At 64.6% G+C, this 21003-nt stretch carries 12 protein-coding genes and 1 pseudogene; 6 read left to right on the forward strand and 7 right to left on the reverse strand.

What is annotated here, in order from left to right; translation table 11 throughout:
* Positions 1–122: 122 nt before the first annotated feature.
* Entirely contained in the window at positions 123–2627 is a 2505-nt protein-coding gene (locus NM2_RS24075; protein ID WP_084531496.1) for a CaiB/BaiF CoA transferase family protein, read from the forward strand.
* A 342-nt stretch (positions 2628–2969) separates the two neighbouring features.
* Here NM2_RS24075 and NM2_RS24080 read toward each other — a convergent pair whose 3' ends face one another.
* Entirely contained in the window at positions 2970–3830 is an 861-nt protein-coding gene (locus NM2_RS24080) for an HpcH/HpaI aldolase/citrate lyase family protein (RefSeq protein ID WP_245718184.1), read from the reverse strand.
* A gap of 196 nt (positions 3831–4026) precedes the next feature.
* Between NM2_RS24080 and NM2_RS24085 the strand changes: the two genes are divergently transcribed.
* Positions 4027–5670 carry a flavin-containing monooxygenase gene (locus NM2_RS24085; protein WP_067673137.1) on the forward strand — a complete coding sequence of 548 codons (1644 nt, stop codon included), beginning with the start codon at positions 4027–4029 and terminating at the stop codon, positions 5668–5670.
* A gap of 83 nt (positions 5671–5753) precedes the next feature.
* Here NM2_RS24085 and NM2_RS24090 read toward each other — a convergent pair whose 3' ends face one another.
* The 3 genes from NM2_RS24090 to NM2_RS24100 form a co-directional block, all read right to left on the reverse strand.
* Entirely contained in the window at positions 5754–6911 is a 1158-nt protein-coding gene (locus NM2_RS24090; protein WP_067673084.1) for an epoxide hydrolase family protein, read from the reverse strand.
* 19 nt (positions 6912–6930) lie between these two features.
* Positions 6931–8547: a flavin-containing monooxygenase gene (locus NM2_RS24095; protein ID WP_067673086.1), complete on the reverse strand. Its 1617-nt coding sequence runs from the start codon at positions 8545–8547 to the stop codon at positions 6931–6933.
* A 293-nt stretch (positions 8548–8840) separates the two neighbouring features.
* Positions 8841–9275, reverse strand: a complete 435-nt coding sequence (locus NM2_RS24100; RefSeq protein ID WP_067673088.1) for a hypothetical protein — start codon at positions 9273–9275, stop codon at positions 8841–8843.
* A gap of 1284 nt (positions 9276–10559) precedes the next feature.
* On the opposite strand from NM2_RS24100, the gene NM2_RS24115 reads away from it, so the two are divergent.
* The 3 genes from NM2_RS24115 to NM2_RS24125 all read left to right on the forward strand — a co-directional run bounded on the left by NM2_RS24115 (position 10560) and on the right by NM2_RS24125 (position 16293).
* Positions 10560–12782, forward strand: coding sequence for a LuxR C-terminal-related transcriptional regulator (locus tag NM2_RS24115; protein WP_169816235.1), 2223 nt, complete (start codon positions 10560–10562; stop codon positions 12780–12782).
* Between the two features lie 157 nt (positions 12783–12939).
* Positions 12940–14355, forward strand: a complete 1416-nt coding sequence (locus NM2_RS24120) for an aldehyde dehydrogenase family protein (RefSeq protein ID WP_067673097.1) — start codon at positions 12940–12942, stop codon at positions 14353–14355.
* Positions 14356–14472: 117 nt separating this feature from the next.
* On the forward strand, positions 14473–16293 hold the full coding sequence (locus NM2_RS24125; RefSeq protein WP_067673099.1) for a flavin-containing monooxygenase: 1821 nt from the start codon (positions 14473–14475) through the stop codon (positions 16291–16293).
* 82 nt (positions 16294–16375) lie between these two features.
* Here NM2_RS24125 and NM2_RS24130 read toward each other — a convergent pair whose 3' ends face one another.
* Positions 16376–17335 carry an alpha/beta hydrolase gene (locus NM2_RS24130; RefSeq protein WP_067673101.1) on the reverse strand — a complete coding sequence of 320 codons (960 nt, stop codon included), beginning with the start codon at positions 17333–17335 and terminating at the stop codon, positions 16376–16378.
* 688 nt (positions 17336–18023) lie between these two features.
* On the opposite strand from NM2_RS24130, the pseudogene NM2_RS24135 reads away from it, so the two are divergent.
* A pseudogene (locus NM2_RS24135) lies at positions 18024–18575 on the forward strand (serine/threonine-protein kinase); the annotation flags it as partial.
* A gap of 703 nt (positions 18576–19278) precedes the next feature.
* Here the strand turns inward: NM2_RS24135 and NM2_RS24140 are convergent.
* The gene (locus NM2_RS24140) at positions 19279–20265 is read right to left on the reverse strand and encodes a pyridoxal-phosphate dependent enzyme (protein WP_067673105.1); all 987 of its coding nucleotides are present in this window, start codon (positions 20263–20265) and stop codon (positions 19279–19281) included.
* 171 nt (positions 20266–20436) lie between these two features.
* Positions 20437–21000, reverse strand: coding sequence for an NUDIX domain-containing protein (locus NM2_RS53040; RefSeq protein ID WP_067673107.1), 564 nt, complete (start codon positions 20998–21000; stop codon positions 20437–20439).
* Positions 21001–21003 lie beyond the last annotated feature (3 nt).

Genomic DNA, 21003 nt, shown 5'->3' on the forward strand with positions numbered 1-21003 from the left:
ACCTTTTCCTGTTCATACTATGCTTACCAAGGTAGCCGAAATGTGGGCTAGATAGTAAGGGCCTGGCAGAACCAACCCTCTAGTTGTGTTGTACATGGTTTGGGGAATATACTTCAACAACTATGAGCCAAACGACGCACGCAGCCACGTCGGCAACCGGACCACTCGCGGGAGTGCGAGTACTCGACCTCTGCCGAGTCGTCTCCGGCCCGTTCGGCTCGCTCCTGCTCGCCGACCTCGGCGCCGAAGTGATCCGGATCGAGCCGCTGCCCAGCTCCCCTGCGGCCCCGACCGGCGCACCGACCGGCCTGAGCGAAGAAGAAGCGTTCAACTGGGGCATGAACCGGAACAAGAAGTCGATCGGCCTCGACCTCAAGAGCAAGGCGGGGCAGGAGATCTTCCACCGGCTGGTCGCCGAGGCCGACGTCGTCTACGACAACTTCCGTCCCGGGGTGACCGAACGACTCGGCATCGACCGCGACACCCTGCTGGCCCACAACCCGACGGTGATCACCTGCTCTCTCACCGGATTCGGGGCCGACGGACCGTGGGCGAAACTCCCGGCCTACGACCCGATCGTCCAGGCCATGTCCGGCGCCATGAACTACACCCGGATCGACCGCAACGGATCTCCGGTGCGGTGGGGCATCCCCATCGGCGACCTCTTCGCGGGAATCTATGCCGCGATCGGCGTGCTCGGCGCGGTGATGCACCGGGACCGCGCGGGCGTCGGTCAGCATGTCGAGGTCTCGATGCTCGACGTCATGCTCGCGCTGAACACCTACCGGGTGCCGCAGGCGCTGACCTTCGGCCAGGAACCCGAGCCGTCTCCCTTCGAAGGCGGACAGGGCACGGTCCCGTTCGGCAATTTCGAATGCTCGGACGGGTGGATCGCCACCTGCATCAGCCAGCGCATGTGGAAGGACGCGTGCAACGTCTTCCAGCGGCCCGATCTGATAACCGACGAACGGTTCGCCACCGGCCACGCCAGGCACGAACACCGTGACGAACTCGTCGCCGTCCTGCAGGACATCTTCCGCGGACGCAGCGCCGACGAGTGGCAGGACGAGCTGATGGCCGCGGGCGTCGTCTGCGGGAAGGTCACCGAGATCGGCGAGGTCTTCGAGCACCCCCAGGTGCTCGCCCGCGAAATGGCCGTCGAAATTCGGGATCAGTACGACCGGGTCGCCACAGTCGCGGGAGACTCGCTCAAGTTCAGCGATGCCGCCACCTGGCGCGCCCCGCGGGCACCCGGTGCGGATACCGCGCTGGTGCTCTCCTCGCTCCTGGGCACCACCGAAGACGAGCTCACCCGGCTGAGCGACGAGCGGGTGATCCACCTGGGTGACGCGTCCGGCGGCACTCCGCTTGCGCCGCATCGCCGTTTCGTCCCCGAGACGACCACAGACGCCGAGCCGACCCAACGGCCGCTGCACGGCGTCACCGTGCTCGAGCTCAACGGTGACGAGCCCAGCAAGGGTTTCGCCGCGCAGTTCCTCGCGGACCTCGGCGCCCGCGTGATTCGGGTCGACCGCCCGGTCGGCCAGGTCATCGAGCCGTATCCGGACCACTCGCGCGAGGCGTCCTTCCGTGCCGGTCTCAACCGCGGAAAGCTCAGCGTCATCGCGAATCTCAAGGACAGCGACGGCCACGCGCTGTTCGACCGGCTGGTGGAAAACGCCGACGTCGTCCTGGACAACTACCGGCCCGGCGTGCTGGAACGGCTCGGCATCGACAACGAATCGCTGCGCGCCATCAACCCGCGCATCATCTCGACCTCCATCACCGGCTTCGGACACACCGGACCGTGGAGTTCCTACCCGGCCTTCGACAACGCGATCCAGGCACTGGGCGGCGGCATGAGCATCACCGTGGACCCGAAGCTGCCCGATGTGCCGATCCGGTGGGGCAACCCGATCGGCGGACTGACCGGTGCGATGTTCGCGACCCTGGGCACCCTCGCCGCGCTGCGCGAACGCAGCACGACCGGGCGCGGCCGCAAACTCGACATCAGCCTGCTCGACTCGCAGGTCGCACTGCTGTCCTACCGTGTCCCCCAGGCGGTCACGGTGGGCAGGAGGTTCCTGCCCGAACCGCGTCGCGGCGGAACCGGATCGCTGCCCTTCGGCGCCTTCGCGACCAAGGACGGCAAGTGGTTCGTCATCTGCATCACCCCGCAGTTCTGGAGCCGCTTCTGCCAGGCCGCGGGCGCACCCGAATGGGAGAACGATCCGCGCTTCGCCACCGAGCCGCTGCGCCAGGCCAACGAGGCAGAGCTGTACGCCCTCGTCGAGCCGAGCTTCCTGCAACGGACCGCCGAAGAATGGCAGAACCTGTACATCCAGACGGGACTGCCCGGTGCGGTTGTGCTCACGCTCGCCGAAGCCTTCGCCCATCCGCAGGCCCTGTCGCGCTCCATGCGCGTGCGGCTGCCGGACTCCGAGGTGCCGGACGGGATCGAAGTGGCCAACGCGGCCTTGAAATTCTCTGTGTCCGAACCGGTTCCGCCCGCATCCGCACCTGTGCCGGGTCGTGACACCGCGGCACTGGCCGCCGAGGTCGGCTTCGACGCACCGATCGCCGAAGCCGATTCACCTGCCGCACGGTGGGAGGCCGCGGCGTCGTAGAGAGGGTCCCTGGAATGACGGTGCCACGGAAATAAGCTCGGCCACAAGCACTTACGTGCTCCCGGCCCGTTGCGCACCGTCATCCCTCTCCAACGGCACTCATCCGGGGCCTACGACTCGATCGGCTCACTGGTTCAGCAGACCGTTCGAATGCTGACACGCTACGACGTGGTGCTGTCTCCCACGACCAGTGTGCTGGCCGGTGCCGCGAAGAGTCCGATGATCGGTGAATCCGACGGAGCAGCCAATTTCACCTCCGTATTCAACGCCGCCGGAGGAACCGATTCGGTGGACGCGCAAATCGAACTGGCCCGTGCGGAAGGATTCGGATCACCCGGGCGTTCACCAGCTCAACTGCGGACGCGCCGCCGAGTTCGCCGCGAGGCGCTCGGCGCGGCGGATGACCGGTGCGTCGATCATCGCCCCGTCGAGTACGGCGACGCCGTCGATTCCCCGCGTCGCTCCGAGAATGCGCTCCGCCCATGCCTTTTCGGCTTCGGTCGGGAGAAAACCGTCGTTCACGACCGATACCTGCTTGGGGTGGATGCACAGTTTGCCCCCGAAACCGAGCTCCTTGGCATGCGCCAGGTCGCGTTCGAGGCGCTCCGGTTCGTCGAATGCGGTACTGACACCATCGATCGGGGCCGGCAGCCCCGCGGCGATCGCCCCCAGCACCAGCTTTCCCCGGACGTGCGCGAGCGCGGTATGCGAATCGGGATCCACGCCCAGTTCCGCCGAGAGGTCGACGTTGCCCAGCGCCACGCGGACGACGCCCTCGGCCGCACACACGGCATCGATATCCCGGATGCCGCGGGCCGTCTCGACCAGAGCGACGACGCTTCCGTATCCCAGCCTCGCCACCACGTCGCCGAGCACATCTGCCGATTGCGCCTTGGGCAGCATCACGGGCGCACCGGTTGCGCGCAGCGCTTCGACGTCATCGGCATGCCACGCGGTGCCCGCTCCGTTCACCCGCACCATCGCCCTACCGCCGCGAGACAGCCATTCGACGGCGTACTCCCGCGCCGCATCCTTGCGATCGGCGGCGACGGCATCCTCCAGGTCGATGATGACAACATCGGGCCCGACGCCGACCGCTTTGTCGAAGCGGTCCGGTCGATCTCCCGGAACGAACAGGAAGCTGCGAGCCGTTGCCAGCGCGGCGTTCGCTCCGGCAACCCTCGAAGTCTCTTCGGATGACACGGTTCTCCTGACCAGTACCTCGGCGCTCACCGCAGTGTACGCAGCCACCAGTGGCGAGCTTCTAATCATGCTGCTAACAGCTTAAAATAATGTTAGCTTGTGTTGTCAGCATCACTGTAATAGGTCCGTCCACGGACTCGTCACACCTGTACCGAACAGAGTCCGGCCGTGGCCGCCACTACCCATGGAGGAGCCGATGACAACCGAGACTCTGCCTGCCCCCGACGCGGATCACGCACCGACGACCGATCGTTACGACGCCATCGTGATCGGCGCCGGACCAGCGGGACTGTACGAGCTCTATCTGCTCCGGCAGAAGGGGCTCGACGTGCGGGTGATCGAGGCAGGTAGCGGTGTGGGCGGCACCTGGTACTGGAACCGGTACCCGGGCTGCCGGCTGCACTCCGAGAGCGTCACCTACCAGTACTTCTTCTCCGAAGAGATGCTCGCGCACTGGGACTGGAGCGAGGTGTTCGCCGGGCAGCCGGAGCTGGAACGGTATTTCGACAAGGTCGCCGACATCTACGACCTGCGCCGGGACATCGAATTCGAAACCCGTGTGGTCTCGATGACTTTCGACGAGGACACCGACGACTGGACCCTGGTCACCGATACCGGAAAGACCTTCACCGCACACGTTGTCGTCTCCGCGACCGGCATGCTCTCGGCACCGATCTACCCCGACGTCCCCGGCCGGGAGTCCTTCCGCGGGGAGGCGTACCACACCGCGCGCTGGCCGAAAGACGAAGTGTCCTTCGCGAACAAGAAGGTGGTGGTCGTCGGCACGGGATCCAGTGGCGTACAGATCATCCCCCAGATCGCCGCGACAGCGGACCACCTGACGGTGCTGATGCGCACGCCCAACTGGGTGATCCCGCTGAACAACCGGGCGATCGAACAGGACGAGCTGACCGACCTTCGCACGCGGTGGCCCGAACTCCACGAGAAGCTGAAGAACACCACGGGCGGGTTCCTGCACGATGTCGATCCGACTCCGACAACGTCCTACAGCCCGGAGGAGCTGCTGGAACGCTATGAGAAGGCATGGGCCGGAACCGGTTTCACGAAGTGGTTCGGCATGCCGGTCGACGTTCTGACCGACGAGAAGGCGAACCGGCATTTCGCTGAATTCATCGCGGAGAAGGTCCGTAGACGTCTCGCGGACCCGAAGATCGCCGACCTCCTGATTCCGCAGCACCTCTACGGCGTCAAACCGGTCGAATGCGAGTCCGGTAATTACTACGAGGTCTACAACCAGGACAATGTCGAACTGGTGCCGGTCGCACAGGACCCGATCCAGGAGATCACCCCGACGGGTATCCGCACCGGCTCACGTGAGATAGACGCGGATGTCATCGTCTTCGCGACCGGCTTCGAGGCGTTCGTCGGCGCGTTGAACCGGATCGAGATCACCGGTGTCGGCGGCCGAACCCTGCGGAAGAACTGGGCGGACGGGCCGGAAACGTATCTCGGCGTCCAGGTTGCCGGTTTCCCGAACTTGTTCATGATCGGCGGGCCGCACGGTAAGGGCGGCCACGGCAACTCACCGCGCTGCGCCGAGGGGCCGCTCGAGTGGATCGCGGACCTGACCGAGAAGATCACGACCGAGTCGATCAAGCGCGTCGAACCGGATCCGCGAGCACAGGCCGAATGGACCAAACACGTCTACGAGACCGGAAACGCTTCGTTCGTGGCTAAGGGGAAATCGTATCTGTTCGGGGACAACGTCCCGGGCCGCAAACGCGCATACGTCGCCTACATCGGATCACTGCCGGAATTCGTATCGCGACTGCGGACGGTCGCGGCGAACGACTACGAGGGCTTCGTCATCACCCGCTGAGCCGAACCGTGCCGGTGGAGCCCCGATTACGGACTCCACCGGCACGGTTCGTTCTCCTGGAAAAGCGAAGCGCGCCTTCCCGATTAGCCCCGGCCGCGGAAGAACGTCCGGAGGTCACCGACCAGCAATTCGGGCTGCTCGGCCGCCGCGAAATGCCCGCCGCGCGCGAACTCCGTCCAGTGCTCGACGGCGTAATGATCGTTCGCTATCCGGCGAGACGTCGGATAGAGCTCTTTCGGAAAGACTCCGATGCCGGTGGGAGTCGAGACTCGCTCGACACGCGGCCGTTGCACGCCGCCGCCGTTGAATGCGGCGGTCTCGTAATAGAGTCGCGCGGACGAGCCCGCGGTTCCGGTGAACCAGAAGGTGGCCACGCCCGCGAGGATCTCGTCCTTGCTCATCACCGACTCGAGATCGCCGTCGCAGTCGGTCCAGCTACGCAGTTTCTCGACGATCCAGGCGGCCTGCCCGACCGGCGAGTCGTGCAACCCGTAGGCAAGGGTCTGCGGCTTCGTCGACTGCATCGCGACGTAACCCGTATCCACCGCACGACGCCGATCATTGGCCTCGATCTGCGCCTGTTCCTCGGCCGTCGGCACTCCGTCCAGCGGACGCAGGCCGCTTTGCAGGAGCGTGAGGTAGAGGCCACTGAGCCGGTCCGGAAAGCGCTGTGCGAGTTGAGTACCGATGGGTGCGCCCATATCCGTACCGAAATACCCGTAGCGACCGTAACCGAGCAGTTCCATCAGCTCCGCGAGAGCCGATCCCACCCGCCCCACATGCCAGCCGCGCGCTGTCGTCGGACCACTCCAGCCGTAACCGGGAATGGACGGTGCGACAACATGAAAGGCGTCGTCCGCCGATCCTCCGTATGCCACGGGATTCGTCAGCGGCCCCAGCACCTTCGCGAATTCCAGTGGGGTACTGGGCCATCCGTGCACCATGAGCAGGGGGCGAGCCTGGGCGAATGGCGAGCGGACGTGCAGGAAATGCACGTTCTGCCCGTCGATCGTGGTGGTGAACTGCGGCCGCGCATTCATCTCCGCCTCGGCCGCTCGCCAGTCGAATTCCGACGCCCAGTACTCACACAACTCGCGCAGGTAGGCCGGATCAACCCCGTAGTCCCAACCCGCGCCGGGTATCTCATCGGGCCAGCGAGTCTGCGTCAGGCGCCGACGGAGGTCGTCCAGCGCGTCATCGGAGACGTGTATCGAGAAGGGGGTGCACCCGACCGTGGTCATCACATCGTCTTTTTCTGTGTCAGCCGAAAACGAACCCGCGGAAGCCATCTGCGAACGCCTCCTCACATCGTTCACGGTAGGCCGGAATGCCACCGCTCCACAGCAGGTACGCCCGCTTCTTACCGTCGATATTCGACCCGAACGCCCAGGACCGGGCATTCTCCAGGACCGTCCCCCGCACGCTGTCGGCGACGATGTCGATCCAGGTGTCCTCGGCCTCCCGCGACGTCGTCACCACGGAGTGGCCCTGCTCTGTCATGAACGTGAGCAGACGAGTGACCAGGTCGGCCTGGATCTCCGTCGCCCGCGGGATATTGCCGGTCGTACTCTGCGGGCCGCCGACGATGAACAGATTGGGAAAGCCCGCCGCCTGCAGACCGAGATGTGTGCGCGGCCCGGCCTCCCAGTGGTCTCCGAGTTCCCGGCCGCCGGAACCCCGAATGTCCATGCGCGTCAGCGATCCCGTGGCCGCCTCGAATCCGGTCGCCAGCACGATCATGTCGAAGTCCATCTCGCGCCGCGTCGTCGCGAGGCCGGTCGGCGTGAAACGCTCGATGGGTTCCTCACGCAGGGAGACCAGCTCGACGTTGTCCTGATTGAAGACCTCGTAGTAGCCGTTCTCCAAGGGGGGACGCTTCATGCCGTAGGTGTGGTCGTCCGGGATGAGCATCTCGGCCACGGCCGGGTCCTGGACCCGCTCGCGAATCTTGGCGCGAATGAAATCCGTGACGGCCGCGTTGGCGGCGGCGTCGGTGGTGATGTCACGAAAGTTGTTCATCACCATGGTCAATCCCGGCTCGTCGTACAGCCGCTGGAACCACGCCGTCCGGTCCGCGTCGGAAACCTCGAACGCGGCGAGGTCACGAGGACGGTGGATGAACCCGGCCGGGGTCGACAGGCACAATTCGTGGAGCTCGTCGAAACGGGCCCGGATCCGCTCGGCCTTCTCGGAACTGATCGGCCGATTGTTGATCGGCGTACACCAATTGGCGGTGCGCTGGAAGACCGTGAGCTCCGAGGCGTCGCGAGCAACGAACGGAATGATCTGCACGCCACTGGAACCCGTGCCGACAACCGCCACCCGCTTGCCCTTGAAGTCCACAGGCGCGGCAGGCCAAAGCGCCGTGTGGTAACTCTCGCCGCGATACTCCTCGAGCCCCGGCGCGGCCGGAAAGACCGGTGCGGACAGAAGTCCGACGGCGGTGATCAAGAATCGTGCCCGATAGACAGCGCCGGCTGTCGTCGTCACGAGCCACCGCGACTGTTCTTCGCTGAATTCCGCCGACGCCACCCGGGCATCGAATTCTATGTAAGGACGAAGTCCGAGCCTGTCGACCGCGAAGTTGAGGTAGCGCTCGGTTTCCGGTTGCCCCGCGAACTCCTCACTCCACGTCCATTCGTCGCGCAGTTCCGGGGAGAAGAAGTAGCCGTAGGAGTAGCTCTCCGAATCGAATCGGCAACCGGGATACCGGTTCCAGTACCAGGTCCCCCCTACACCGCCCCCGGCCTCCAACGCCTTCACCGTGAATCCGTGTTCGCGCAATCGATACAGCTGATAAATGCCGGTGATCCCCGCTCCGACGACAAGCGCGTCGAGTTCGACCTCGGCTGCCGGGCTACCGTTGTGCTCGTTCATGGTTCCTCTCCGGCCCAGGCTGGCTGCGGGGGAGGTACTCGTACCTCGACGTTCCAGCCTCCGGTGTCCCGGACGTCGCGATCCGATGAAGTACACCGTGGCTTATATTTGTTCTAAAGCTATGCTTGAGACACGAATATGTCAATGCATGTAACACAATTAAGACAAGGGAACCCGCCGCGGACACGCGGGCGCTGACAGCGGCAATCACGGCCGCTGACAACGAAAAACCCGAGCCGACATCGCATCAGGATGTCGCTCGGGTGTTTTCAGTCGGCGCTATGCGGAATTTGCTATGTCGTCGGTTGGGTGACCTGTCCGAACAATTCGCCCAGCTTGGCCCGCGCCACCTCGAGCCGGTGCGCGAACTCGTTGCGCTCGGCTTCGAGTCGATCTCGTTCCGCGGTGAGAAGCTCGACATCCTCCTCGGATGGCCTACTCGCGGCCTGGAGATCCTCGGGGGAAGTCAGCAGCAGTTCCTGGACGAGCGCCCGGGCGAGCTTGCGGTAGTCGATGTCGGCCACCGACTGCCGCGTGGCATCGGCAGCCGGGGAAGCCAGGATCGGCCTCGGCTGCAGCGCAGCCGAACTCAGTCGCCCCGCATCCTCCAGCCGGATGGCGTAGGTCCGCTTACCCTTGATATCCCGCGAGATCTGCCCTTCCTTGTCCATGGCAGCTATCAACTGGATGAAGGCAACACTGGAACCCTGGTAGTCGACAGCGTCCATGAGAAGCGACGTTGCACGCCCGGACGGGTCCTCGACAGGTCCCGATTGCTCCAGTAACTGCCGGATCCTCGTACGTGCCGTTAGATCGCGCGTCACTTCCTCCACCTCATGCTTCCCTGGCCGGTTCTATCGACTACTGACGATGTAGAGCAGTAATACGAATAGTAGCAAGTGTACCCGTGGAACATAAGGTTGCAACACGAATAGGATTCTCGCCACCATTGGACCGCGGGTAGATCCGGACAGTGGCGGGACCACCGCCCGAACGACTCAGAAGTGACCGATTCCCCGGACGTGTCTCACACGCACATCCCGGCGGCAAGCCGCAGGAGCCTGTACGCAAGCGACTGTTCCCCGGTTCCGAGGAGCGCGAGTGCGGCATCGATGGTCTGCTTGTCGGAGCCGGCACTGACCTTGAGACCTTCCGCGGCAGCGAGAACCAGGTCGTCCCATGCCTGCCTGCTGCGCCGGTCGTTGGCTATGACCGGTCGATCCAGTGGCGGAATGATCGCAGCGGCCGCGAGGGTGAGGGACGCGATCCGACGAGCACCGGAGAGCCCGAGAGCAGGCGATTCGCACGTCCGCTCGACAGAGACATGTTCACGGATAAGTGAACAGCCGCTCCCGCGACGCCCGATCGGCCGTCGGCCATGTACTGCACGCTGCATCGTTGCACGCTCCTGACGTTCGTCGGCTTCCGTACTCCAGGATGTGCAGTACATGACCGATCGGCATGCGTATAAGTACGGAGACAGATACGGATGTGACGCCGGACAAGTCGCGAGGCACGATCCACAACCCCTGTTTCACCAGCACCGAGGCACATTTTCCAGCCTGAACCAGCGCATATACGGACAGGCACCCAAACCGATCCCCACCTCGGACCACAGAAACCGATAGCGACCGGCTATCACAGCCATACCGACGGCGAGGAGTTCACAGCACAGCACCACCATGATTTCAGCACCGATGCGAACTCCCTCTATTCGGCATCCGACCTGGAGAACGTCGCGCCGAACCGAACCGATCACCGCACCGGCACACTGTTCGAGAAGGTTTCCGGGATGCCGGTGTTGCCGGGACGGTAGGCTCGGCGAACCGGGCCCGCCGATCGGGCGGACCAGATAGCGCTGGGTTCGACCAGCAGACCGACGACGAGGCGATCATCCGATGCGGCAGGGATCTCAACGAGGACGAGGCAACGTCCCTGGCGAGACGTCGAGTCTGGTGGGGCGGCGGGCCGAGCTCGCGGCGATCAGGCGCATCATGCGAACATCACGATTGGTGACTCTCACAGGTCCGGGCGGTGTCGGAAAAACACGGCTTGCGCTGCACATCGCGAACAGCGCACGCGGCGCCTTCGCGGACGGGATCTGGATGGTGCCGCTGGCGGAACTCTCGCAGGCCGACCTGATCCCCTCCACGATCATGTCCACCATGGGAAAGGTCGGTCCCAACCGGACCGATCTCGATGACCTGCTCGCCCTTTTGGACAACCTCGAACTGCTGCTCGTCCTGGACAACTGCGAACACCTCGCCGGACCGTGCGCAGAAATCGCGTCGGCGATCCTCGAAAGATGCCCGAAGGTCCGGCTCATCATGACCAGCCGAGAGGGACTCCGTATCGACGGCGAGGCCATATTCACCGTTCCGCCGTTGTCCCTACCCGGTGCGGGAGAACGCGTAGCCTCCGGCAGCGCCGTATTGTTCGATGCTGTCGCACTTTTCAAGGAACGCGCGTCGGCGGTCAGGCCGGATTTCGTGCTGAGTCCCGAAGACGAGCCCCAGGTCGTCGAATTGTGCCGTCGACTCGACGGCCTTCCCCTGGCGATCGAGTTGGCCGCGGCGAGCATGAGGTGGTTGCCGCTGAGTGAGCTGACCGTCGGCGCGGCGAATCCGCTCGCACTGGTAACGCCCCACCGCAGGAGTTCCCCGGACCGCCAGCACACTCTGCGGGCATCGCTGGACTACAGCTATGAACTCTGCTCACCCGGAGCCCGATCGCTGTGGGCATGGATGTCGATATTTCGCGGTGGCGCCGAACTGGATGCGATCCGCTCGGTATGCGGTCCGGATCTCGGAGCAGTCGAGCCACTGGTCGCCGAACTGGTCGACAAGTCACTGGTGACGCTCACCGGCGACCGCTACGTCATGCTGGAGACGATTCGTCAATACGGATCCGAACTGCTGGCATCGGCCGGGGACGAGAGCGCCGCGCGCCGCGCGCATGTGGAGTACTTCGCCGCGATGACCTCCGATCTGGAGGCCAATTGGTCCGGCCACGATCAATCGAAACATCTCGGTTGGGCCAAAATGAATCAGGCGAATATCAGGATCTCGCTGGAATACTGTCTCGAGTCGGCCGAACTCCTGGACACCGGCCTTCGGATCGCCGCCGGACTGTGGTCCTTCTGGGCCGCATGCAATTTCGAGAGCGAAGGAGGCATGTGGCTCACACGGCTGATAAACGCCGACGCGGAGCTGTCGGGGTCGCCGCGACCTGCGCTCGCCCGAGGGCTATGGGTCATGGGTTTTCTCACCGTGGTCGACGGCCAGCTCGAGCAGGGTAGGCGCAGTCTCGACAGAGCTATCGCGATGGCTCGGGAGATCGGTGATCTCGCCGCCGAGGCGAATGCGACTCATGCTCGTGGTTTCGCCGAACTGCTGGCCGGTCGAATCGACAGTGCTCTCGACTATCTCGAGCACAGCGTGAAATTGGAGCATGGCGTTCCGGAGCCGAACCCTTTTTACGCGTTCGCACTACTGACCTTCGGGCTCGCCCTGTGCTTCAGCGAACGCCGAGAGGAGGCGGCATCGATATTGGAACGGGCCCGTTCCCTCTTCGCGGAGGGCGGAGGCGAGTTCCTGTACTCGTGGAGCCTGGTCTTTCTCGGACTCGACGCATTGCTGAGCGGTCGTCTGGACGCGGCGTCGACGTTTCTGACCGATGGCCTGGCCCGTAATGTCCAGGGCCCCAGGAACAATCAGGGAGTCATCTGGGCGATCGAGATTCTGGGCTGGACGGCGCTCTACGAGGGCGACGCCCGTCGCGCCGCGCGATTGATGGGCGGCAGCGAGACCCTCGCCGACGAAACCGGCCCCTACCTCGCTGGTTTCACGACTTTCCGCAGGTTGCACGAGGACTACACGACCCGCGTGCGGACAGCACTCGGCGGCCAGGTATTCGAACAGGAGCGCTCGGCGGGACAACGGCTCGATCTGGAAGCCTTGATCGCCGCGGCCATCGATGACAGCCGCGCTACCCAGGCCCCGAAGGCCGAGGTATCCCCGGCGAAGCTCGATCTGCCGCTCACTCCCCGCGAGCGCGAGATAGCCGAAAGAGTCGCCGCCGGCCTGACCAACCGCGCCATCGCCGCGGAATTGGTGATCTCCAAGCGGACGGTCGACACCCATGTCGAGAACATACTGGTCAAGCTGGGTTTTTCATCGAGGACCCAGATCGTTGCACTGCTGACGTCCATGGACTCCGCATCCAGCAGGAGTTGACCGCGCCCGTCCGGGCCGGGACTACCCATGGTGCTGAACCCGCTCCACGATTAGATCACTGCCACTTCAATGCCCAATGCAGCATAGACTGAGCCTACAATTATGCTGAGAGTGATTTCAGTACCGCGCCCACCGGGGCCGCGGCGGGAAGGGCAGCGTGACACGAGAACTTCAGCACTGGATCAACGGCGCATCGGTACCGGTAGGCACGGCGCAGATCACCGTCGTGACCGGCCCGCTCGAACGCGCCGAGGTCGCACGCGTACCGCGTGGGACGGCGGCGCAGGTCGACGAGGCCGTCGCCGCGGCCAAGGCGGCCTTCGGGAAATGGCGCGACCTGGCCCCGGTGGAGCGCGGCCGGCTGTGCGCCGAGCTGGCACGACGCCTGCGGGAGCGATCCGACGAGTTCGTCGAGGTGGAGGTTTCCGAGACCGGCAAGCTCATCGGCGAGATGCGCGGGGGCCTGCAGACATCGGCCGACTACTTCGAGTACTACGGCGGCGTGGTCCGCGCGCTGTTCGGTGAGACCATCGGCCTCGGGGCCCAGGACCACGCGTTCACCACCCGCGAACCCTACGGCGTCGTCGGGATGATCACGCCCTGGAACGGTCCGCTGACCCAGGCCGCGCGTGGCGTCTCCGCCGCGCTCGCGGCGGGCAACACCGTGGTCATCAAACCCGCGGAGTTCACCTCGAGCACCACGGTCATGCTGGCCCAGCTCGCGTCCGAGGTCGGCTTCCCGCCCGGCGTGCTGAATGTGGTGCTGGGCAAGGGATCTCAGGTCGGCCAGGCCCTGGTGGAGCATCCCGACGTGCGTCTGATCGCGTTCACCGGCTCGGCCGAGACCGGCCGGGACATCGCGCGGGTCGCGGCGGATCGGCTGGTCCCGGCCATTCTCGAACTGGGCGGAAAATCGGCGAACATCGTCTTCGAGGACGCCGATCTCGACAAGGCCGTGACCAGTGCGCTCACGGTGACGGTCGGCGCCGGACAACAATGTGCCGCGCTGAGCAGGCTGCTGGTCCACACCGATATCTACGACGAACTCGTCGCACGAGTCGGTGCGGCGATGGCCGAGAAGACGCCGGGTGACCGCTTGGCTCCGATGACCACCGAGGGCCAGTTCGAGAAGGTGCTCGAGTACTTCGACGTGGCCGAGAAGGACGGCGCGCGCCTGGTCACCGGCGGGCACGCCGTGGAAGGCGCCCTGGCCGCGGGACGATACGTGGAGCCGACGGTGTACGCCGACGTGACCTCCGAGATGCGGATCTTCCGGGAGGAGATCTTCGGACCGGTGCTCGCCATCTCACGCTTCGAGGACGAACAGGGAGCGATCGACCTCGCGAACGACTCGGAGTTCGGGTTGGTCGCCAGCGTGTGGACGCGCGACATCGGCCGCGCGTTGCGGGTCGCGTCACGCATCGACGCCGGGCAGGTCATGGTCAACGGCGGCCGGACCGGCATCGAAACGCCCTTCGGCGGTTACAAGGCCAGCGGCCTCGGACGCGAGAAGGGTTTCGAATCGCTCCAGCATTACACGCAGCTCAAGACAACCGTCGTCTCCACCCGGTGATGTAACCCGTCTTTGCTATTTCTAAATATGTTACTATTATGTAGTGACATCACTGCGATGAGATCTGGCCCGTAGGCAGACTCTCGCGTAGTCCGGAATCCTGGAGGCTGCCATACCATGACCCAGCTCGCCACCGCGTCGACCGCCGCCGACGCTGCATCTCAGATCTACCGCGACGCAGCGCTCGGCTGGCTCGAGGAATTCGGCCGAGCAGCCGAGCAGAAGGATGTCGCCGACATCGTCCGCCTCTTCGCAGCGGACCCCTGGTGGCGCGACATGTACGCGCTCACTTGGGATCTGACCGGCATGCACGGCGCCGACGACATCGCCGAGGTCCTCACGACCGCACTGCCCGCCACCGGACTGCGCGACATCGCACTCGACGAAACCCGGCCGGTCACCTTCGAGAACGATACGTATATCGAAGCGGTCTACACCTTCACCACCGATATCGCGACGGGCCGCGGCGTCGTCCGGCTCGTCGAAGAGGACGGCGATTGGCGAGCGTGGGTGCTCTCGACGGTTCTCACCGGTTTGAAGAATTTCCCGTTCAAACAGGTGACCACCGAGGACGTCAGCCATCCCGAATTCAACTACGCCGCGGTGCCGGGAACCCGCAAGACCGCCGAGGAGATCAAGGAGGAACGGCGCGCCTTCCGGGATTCCGATCCGAGCGTCCTGATCGTGGGCGCGGGTCACTCCGGCATGTTTCTCGCGGCCTACCTGGAAACGCTCGGTGTGCCGACGCTTCTGGTGGATACGTACGCACGCGCGGGCGACAACTGGCGCCTGCGGTACAACGGTCTGCTCCTGCACGACATGAAATGGGCGGTGCAGTTCCCCTACATGCCCTTCCCGCCCGCATGGCCGATCTTCCTGTCCAAGGATCTGCTCGCGGACTGGCTCGAATCGTACGTCGAGCACATGCGACTCAACCTGTGGACGAGCACCGTGGTCAACCGCGCCGATTACGACGCGGAAAGCGGGCGCTGGACCGTCGAGTTGAACCGTGACGGCGAGGCTCGCACCCTGAACTCCAACCACCTGGTCATCTCGACCGGTCTGAACGGTCTTCCGAAGACGCCGGAGATCGAGGGCATGTCCGAATTCAAGGGTGTGGTAGCACATTCCAGCGCCTACGAGGGCGGCGCCATCGCGAAGGGCAAGCGCGTCGTGGTGGTCGGCGCCGGATCCAGCGGCCACGACATCGCCCAGGACGCGTACGAGAACGAGGCGTCGGCGATCACCATGGTGCAGCGCAGCGCTACGTACCTCATCTCGCAGCGCTACGGGGTGCCGATGCAGTTCGGCAAGTACTACAGCCACGATCATCTCCCCATCGAAGACGCGGATCTGCTGGCGAGCGTCAACCCCACAGCGCTGGCGCGCAAGCTCGGCCCGGGGATCACGAAGAAGATCGCCGAGACGGACCGCGAGCTCCTCGAGGGGCTGGATCGTGCGGGCTTCCGCACCACCTTCGGACCGGAGGACGCCGGACTGACTCCGATCGCGTCGACCGGCGGTTCCTACTACATCGACAAGGGCGCGTCCCGGCTCATCATCGATGGAAAGATCCGCATGCAATCCGGCGAGATCGCGCGGTTCACCCCGACCGGTGTCGTCTACAGCGACGGGACCGAAGAAGAAGCCGACATCGTCGTGCTGTGCACCGGCTACACCAACGTGCGTGAGTCCGTCCGGCCGATCCTGGGCGACGAAGTCACCGATCAGCTCGCCACCGTGTGGAACATCGACGATCGCGGGGAAGTACGGACCTCGATGCGTCACTCGGGGCACGAGAAGCTCTGGTTCGTGGCCAACGGCCTGCGCATCGCCCGCATCCTGGGCAAGCCGCTGGCCGTGATGATCAAGGCCATCGACGAGGGCCTGATCGATCCCAAGATCAGCGTGGAGAAGAAGGCTCCCGAGCCGAAGTGACCTCACTTCTCGCGTAATCGAAATATTAAGGCGCTGCCGGGTTTTCGAATCCGGCAGCGCCTTTTCGCGGATCTGGTGTCACTCAGCGCAGTAGCGCATCACGCAGCACCCGAACCTCCTCGGCATCGTGGCGCTGCGCGATCGACGTTTGCCTGGCCAACGAGGCGAACGCGTGGAATGCCCCGCGGATGAGACGCAACTCGACCGAAACCCCCGCCGCGAGCAGAGTCTGGGCGTAGGCGATGCCCTCATCGCGAGTCGGGTCGAGCTCGAGCACGCAGACATGGGCCGGGCATGTCCCGGAAACCTGTTCCGCCGTCGCGCGCCCCGGCGCGGCGAGCACATCGACTCCAGCAGCGCCGACCCGGTCAGGGCCCAGATACGACGCCCACGCGTAGGCGGCATTTCCCTTGTGCCACACCGGCGTATCGACGAATTCACGGGCGCTGGGCGTGCCCTGGCGATCGTCGAGCACAGCCATCGACAGGACCTGCAATCGCGGTGGCGGAACAGGCAACTCCCGGGCCCGCAGGGCGAGCGCGGCGGCCAGCCCGCCGCCGGCGCTGATTCCGTGCAGTGCGATTCGCTCCGGATCCACGCCGAGATCGCCCGCATGCTCGCTCAGCCAGCGATACGCGATCTCGCAATCCTCGAGCGCCCCCGGGTAGCGGTTCTCCGGCGCCAACCGGTAGTCGACCGATACGACGACCGCGCCCACCTCGCGTGAAAGTTCCACCAGCCGTGCATGTCCGGTATCCAACCCGCCGCTGACGAATCCACCGCCGTGCATGTGCAGGATCGCCGGTCGAGGGTCCGGCGCCTGCTCGGCGGGCCGGTAGATCCGGACCGGTACGAGCGAATCCACGCCGGATCCGATTCGTTCGTCGCGGACCACCACCCCCGCCTCGTCCACCAGGGCTGCCTGCTCGGCAGCCCCGGCGAGCGAGGATTCCCGGAACCCGGGAACGGAAAGGTCGATGTACGAGATCCCTTCTGCCAGAACGAGAAGCTCGGGATCGACTCTGGTCCGCCAGTCGGTCATCGCACCCCACCGATCGCTGACCCCCGCCGCTTTCCTGAAACAACGAGCCCTGCCACCGCAAGTCCTTCCTCATTGGTCGACGCGCCTCGCCACAAGGGCAGACAAAACAGGTCCCTCACGCGATGGCGCAAACCGTCGTCCACCTCACCGCCACGACATAGCAGCAGCAAGCTGGAGACACAATTATAAGATAAGAACTATACGATAGTGGATACCGGCAGCTTCCGGTACGCAGACCGTCCTCGGAACCTGGATCGGTGACATGCAGCCAGTGTGCGACCCTGGGTTAGCTCACGGCGTCGATCGAATCCGTCCCGTCCTCGGACGCATCGTCACCGACGAAATCGTCTGCGTCGAATTCACGCGTCCGGTTCCAGTAGCAGAGGAAGGCAGCGAACGGCATACGCCGAGGGCAACCACGGGATCACACCGAGTCGCCGCGTAAACGCCCACGCATCCCGAGTTGTTCGACAGCCGATGTCTTCTCCGCAGTGGGCCATTCGGCTGCGGCAAAATCACGGCCGACGCGACCCGCCCGGTACGGCATGTCCCGCCCGAGTCGACATCCCGAAACGACGAACATGTTCGAGCACCTCCACTGATGCCCTCACGATAGGCTGGCTTCGGCGAAAGGGTGAGTACAGAGTGTCTGTCGACCGGAATGAGACCGGTTGGGCTGTGCACAGAGATGACCGATGATGATCCACTGCGAACCCGCCGTGAAGTGACCACGCCCATCACGGCGGAGTTGAGCACGGCCGGTTTCGAAGATGCGACCGAGATCGGGCGTGGTGGTTTCGCGGTCGTGTTTCGGTGCCGGCAACCGGAGTTGGACCGGACGGTGGCGGTGAAGGTCTTGACCGCGGAATTGGACGCCGACAACAAGGCGCGGTTCGTCCGGGAACAACGGGCGATGGGCCGGTTGACCGGGCATCCGAACATCGTCACTGCCTTGCAGGCAGGCGTCACCGGCGGTGGACAGCCCTATTTGGTAATGCCGTACCACGCGTTGGACTCCCTCGATGCCTGGCTCCGTACACACGGCCCACTCACCGTGGAAAACACCTTGTCGATCGGAGTGAAAATCGCCGGTGCGCTCGAGAGCGCGCATGAGCTCGGCGTCGTGCACCGGGATGTGAAGCCGGCCAACATACTGCTGACCGAATACGGGGAACCGGCGTTGACCGACTTCGGGCTCGCCCATATCCCTGGAGGGTTCCAGACTGCCGCAGGCACGATGAACTTCCGCGACGCTACCTTCGCCGGCGGGGCACACGCGTCCTCCAGGTCCAGAAAAACGAGGTCAGCGTCGCTGGCCGCCGCTTTCTCGATCATCCGCGGGTTACTGGCCGGCGTCGCGAGCTCACTCCGCCTGCTGCGCACTGTGCTGTCACGGCGGATCTACGTCATACGACGCGCGACGTCAATCGCTGCTTGTCACCGACATCGCCTCATGTGATCGGTCGTTCACGAAATTTCCGGCGCTAATTTCGCCAAGAAACCCGTATTGAGGTGCATATATACCGACTAGTGCACGACCGCTGATCTGGCCTGGCATCACTTTTATATTGAGACGATCTAGCTCACAACTCGGCGAGCCGGCGACACGGGAAGCAGACCTACGCAGCGGCAACGCCTGCGCTCCGGTATCGATGGGCGCAAGGTCGGGCCGCCAGGAGTGAATCGGGTCCCGATCTACAACAGCTACGCACCTGGAGTCACCTACCGCCCGACTGGACGACGAAGTCGCGCATTGATCATCGGCGCGGTCGCGTGAACGCCGGACTCCGCGCCGACCGACTGGCTGTTGCGGATTTCTTCGAGACCGGCACCTGACGGACAATTACGCTCACCGGTAGCACGGCGCTCTCACCGAGGAAGGCCACGGATATCAGCAGCGAAATCTCCTGCTCCACATCGGATTTCGCGCACCACAGATAGATCTAATCGTCCGATTCCCGTGTATCTCGCCCACCGACGAGCGCGGCGAAGTATGACGCACTGATATTGCCGCCGGAGATGACGACCCCGATGCGTCGCCCGGTGAGCCGAACCCGATCGGACAGCAGCGCGGCCACGGCAGCCGCTCCGGTCGGTTCGGCGACGATCTTCATCGTGTCGAACAGAAACGACATGCCCGCCACCAGTTCGTCATCCGTGACCAGGGCGATCTCCTCGACCAACCTCTGGTTCACGGCGAAGGTGAGTTCCCCCGGAATATCGGCCGCCTGAGCGTCGGCGATGGTCCGCGGGACCGGTATCCGAACTCGCCGACCGGCCGCGAGTGACCGTTTCGTGTCATCGCCGTCGACAGGTTCCACACCGATGACACGAACACCGGGGCACAGCGAAGTCACGGCGGTGGCACAGCCCGCCATCAACCCGCCGCCACCCACCGGTGCGAGAAATGCGTCGAGCGGCCCGACCTCCTCGACGAGCTCGAGCGCCGCGGTCCCCTGCCCCGCCATGACCCGCGGATGATCGAACGGCGGGATGACGGTCAGTCCACGCTCAGCGGCCAAGGCTTCACCGATCGCGGTCCGATCCTCGCCGTAGCGGTCGTACGTCACGACCTCTGCCCCATACCCCTTGGCAGCGGCCATTTTCGAAGCAGGAGCGTCCTCGGGCATCACGATGACCGCTGAGGTGCCCAGCAATCGCCCAGCCAAGGCAACCGCCTGCGCATGGTTCCCCGAAGACCAGGCCACCACCCCGCGCGCGAGTTGCTCCGAGGTCAGCTCGGCAAGCGCGTTGTAGGCCCCCCGAAACTTGAACGCACCACCCCTCTGAAGGTTCTCACACTTCAAGAACACCTCGGCCCCAACCCGCTCGTTCAACATCCGAGACGTGAACACCGGAGTCCGAAGCGCGACACCAGCCAGCCGCTCCGCCGCCGCCCGCACGTCCTCTATAGTGATAAGACTCGCCACCCCGGCATTCTGCCATCCGGAAGTTCACCGTTCACAGATGTCATCCCCGGTGCGGCACAGCCCAACGAACTGTGCCGCACACCCGCGCCAGATCCGTTGTGCAGCATGCCGAACCGACACCAGCAGTCCAACTCGTCTTCCCGCCTGGCAGACCACGAGCTCGAACTGAGCTCAAACCCCAATGCGGGCACGAAGTTTGGTGAGAAACCGCCCGAGATGCGGGTCGGACTCCGGGATCCCGTCCGAATCGATGTCCCACCACGCTCCACCATCGAATTCCCTTGGGTCCAAGGCATACTCGCGCTGCCGAGACCCGCGAATGACGTACCAGAGCGAGACGTCGGTATGCGAAAGGCCTTGCCCGACAGTCTGTGTCACGGTCAGGAACAACGGACAGTCACCCACGACGGTGAACTCGGCATCGACACCGAGTTCCTCGGCCGCCTCGCGCCTGGCCGTGACGAGCGGATCCTCCCCGGGCTCCACATGCCCGCCCATCGGCAAGTGCAATCCGGCGAGCCGGTGCCTCCCGAGGAACAGGGCACGTTCCTCGGGATCGACGAGCACGACGTAGGAAACCAGATGTTGCGGCGGGACAGCAGGTTTGACCCGGCGGAAAATATCGTCGGTACCGGCGAACCACGCGCAAGCGCGGTCGATGTGTTGCCGCTCGAGGGAATCGAGCGGCGTGATCGCTTCCACGATCTCAGCGACGAGCGCGGTGGCAGGCTGCATGAC

It is taken from the genome of Nocardia miyunensis NBRC 108239, from assembly GCF_001613065.1.
Taxonomy (GTDB): Bacteria; Actinomycetota; Actinomycetes; order Mycobacteriales; family Mycobacteriaceae; genus Nocardia; species Nocardia miyunensis.